This window comes from Escherichia sp. TW14182, from assembly GCF_000208525.1.
Taxonomy (GTDB): domain Bacteria; phylum Pseudomonadota; class Gammaproteobacteria; order Enterobacterales; family Enterobacteriaceae; genus Escherichia; species Escherichia ruysiae.
The window spans coordinates 1-2786 of the sequence record NZ_AEJZ01000362.1 but is presented as its reverse complement, the minus strand read 5'-3'; the positions used below and the strand labels follow the sequence as shown (position 1 = coordinate 2786).

Genomic DNA, 2786 nt, shown 5'->3' with positions numbered 1-2786 from the left:
CGGATAAGGCGTTTACGCCGCATCCGGCAAATAGTTAGCAACGCTTATTTCTTTGCTTCTGCAACCACTTTGCTACCCACGCCACGGTTATTGTATTCCCACATGCGGTTGTAGTTAGTGTCATTCAGATTGCGCTGTACTTCGTCGTTATCATCAACGCTGCCGGTATTACCCGCAAATGGACGATTAGAAATCACCGCGTCGGCCCACGGTTTAGCCGTGTTAAAGCCTTCGTTGATGGCGCTATCACGGATCACTACCTGACCGTTGGTATTGGCATCAACATCCAGCGAGCGGCCCAGCTGTGCGACGCCATCACCGGAGGCATTGAAACGGCTATTTACGGCAAGGAAACCGTAGTAAATATTGGACAGCGTAGCCGGTGCGAACACATACGCTTCTTGCTGAGTACGTGAGTTCACCACGCGGAATTCGGTATTATCGAACACCACTGCACCACGGCCGGAAACGATATCCACATCCCCTTCGATGTAGCTATTAGTTACCAGAGTACGCGGCTGACGATTCGTTTCCAGACGGTTTTGTACACCGCTGTTGGTGACAAAGAAGGTATTCTGACGACCAAGAATGTTAACGTTGTTGATCTGTACTTTGTCGCCATCAGTACGCAACGCCACCGCCGGATGGTTACCCGCATCTACGCTATCGCCCAGCGTGTTTTCGATGGTCAGGTTTTGCAGTTGCAGGCCATTGTTTTGTGACCAGAAGACCGCAGAACAGAGAACGCCGATGCTGTTGCTGCGTTTGCTCTGGCAACTATCGTACATATACCACGCTGGTTTACCGGGCATATATTTGCCGCGTGGGTTAACGTCATGACGCCAGTCAGCAGGGCTCATGCCACCATCAAGGGAAAGTCCAATTTTCACATCAATCGGTTTTTCGCCCATGCCGTAGACAGTGATTCCGCCCGGTGCCGCAGGGACATAAACCGTACCTTCATACTCACCTGGCATCACGGCAATATACTGGCGCTTATTAGTACGCTTGATAATTGCCGCATCTACCGCCGCCTGAATCGTGGTATGCGTTACACCTTGAGTACCCGCCGGGCCGACAACAAAGTCAGGTTGCGCAGGCAGGGTAATCGGGGAAGGATTCCATGCTGCAGCACCTGGTGTCAGGGACGCAAAATAGTGTTGAGCATCGAAATTCTGCGCTTCTTTTGCCGACAGAATCGGGCGAGAAGAGGTACCAGGCGCGGTTTGATCAGAAGGACGTTGATCGGGCGGTGTTGAGCTACAGGCGGTCAGCGTCACGCCAAAAGCCAGTGCCAGCGCCAGACGGGAAACTGAAAATGTGTTCACAGGTTGCTCCGGGCTTTGAAATGGAAAAATGAATCCGTTGAAGCCTGCTTTTTTATACTAAGTTGGCATTATAAAAAAGCATTGCTTATCAATTTGTTGCAACGAACAGGTCACTATCAGTCAAAATAAAATCATTATTTGATTTCAATTTTGTCCCACTCCCTGCCTCTGTCATCACGATACTGTGATGCCATGGTGTCCGACTTATGCCCGAGAAGATGTTGAGCAAACTTATCGCTTATCTGCTTCTCATAGAGTCTTGCAGACAAACTGCGCAACTCGTGAAAGGTAGGCGGATCCCCTTCGAAGGAAAGACCTGATGCTTTTCGTGCGCGCATAAAATACCTTGATACTGTGCCGGATGAAAGCGGTTCACGACGAGTAGATGCAATTATGGTTTCTCCGCCAAGAATCTCTTTGCATTTATCAAGTGTTTCCTTCATTGATATCCCGAGAGCATCAACATGCAATGTTGTTGGGATGGCAATTTTTACGCCTGTTTTGCTTTGCTCGACATAAAGATATCCATCTACGATATCAGACCACTTCATTTCGCATAAATCACCAACTCGTTGCCCGGTAACAACAGCCAGTTCCATTGCAAGTCTGAGCCAACATGGTGATGATTCTGCTGCTTGATAAATTTTCAGGTATTCGTCAGCCGTAAGTCTTGATCTCCTTACCTCTGATTTTGCTGCGCGAGTGGCAGCGACAGGGTTTGTTGTTATATGGCCTTCAGCTATTGCCTCTCGGAATGCATCGCTCAGTGTTGATCTGATTAACTTGGCTGACGCCGCCTTGCCCTCGTCTATGTATCCATTGAGCATTGCCGCAATTTCTTTTGTGGTGATGTCTTCAAGTGGAGCATCAGGCAGACCCCTCCTTATTGCTTTAATTTTGCTCATGTAATTTATGAGTGTCTTCTGCTTGATTCCTCTGCTGGCCAGGATTTTTTCGTAGCGATCAAGCCATGAATGTAACGTAACGGAATTATCACTGTTGATTCTCGCTGTCAGAGGCTTGTGTTTGTGTCCTGAAAATAACTCAATGTTGGCCTGTATAGCTTCAGTGATTGCGATTCGCCTGTCTCTGCCTAATCCAAACTCTTTACCCGTCCTTGGGTCCCTGTAGCAGTAATATCCATTGTTTCTTATATAAAGGTTAGGGGGTAAATCCCGGCGCTCATGACTTCGCCTTCTTCCCATTTCTGATCCTCTTCAAAAGGCTACCTGTTACTGGTCGATTTAAGTCAACCTTTACCGCTGATTCGTGGAACAGATACTCTCTTCCATCCTTAACCGGAGGAGGGAATATCCTGCACTCGCGTACCCATCGACGAACTGTTTCAAGGCTTCTTGGGCGTCGCTGGCGTGCGTTCCACTCCTGAAGTGTCAAGTACATCGCAAAGTCTCCGCAATTACACGCAAGAAAAAACCGCCATCAGGCGGCTTGGTGTTC

3 protein-coding genes are annotated in these 2786 nt (G+C 48.5%); all 3 read right to left on the bottom strand.

Translation table 11 applies throughout. The annotated features are described in order from the left end of the window. Positions 1-44 precede the first annotated feature (44 nt). The 3 genes from EQY_RS0121785 to EQY_RS0121775 all read right to left on the bottom strand — a co-directional run bounded on the left by EQY_RS0121785 (position 45) and on the right by EQY_RS0121775 (position 2729). Positions 45-1328, bottom strand: a complete 1284-nt coding sequence (locus EQY_RS0121785; protein ID WP_001091551.1) for a putative acyl-CoA thioester hydrolase — start codon at positions 1326-1328, stop codon at positions 45-47. A 134-nt stretch (positions 1329-1462) separates the two neighbouring features. Further along, the gene (locus tag EQY_RS0121780) at positions 1463-2533 is read right to left on the bottom strand and encodes a tyrosine-type recombinase/integrase (RefSeq protein WP_000533643.1); all 1071 of its coding nucleotides are present in this window, start codon (positions 2531-2533) and stop codon (positions 1463-1465) included. Next, positions 2511-2729: an excisionase gene (locus EQY_RS0121775; protein ID WP_001303849.1), complete on the bottom strand. Its 219-nt coding sequence runs from the start codon at positions 2727-2729 to the stop codon at positions 2511-2513. Before EQY_RS0121775 ends, EQY_RS0121780 begins: the two co-directional genes overlap by 23 nt. Positions 2730-2786: the final 57 nt, after the last annotated feature.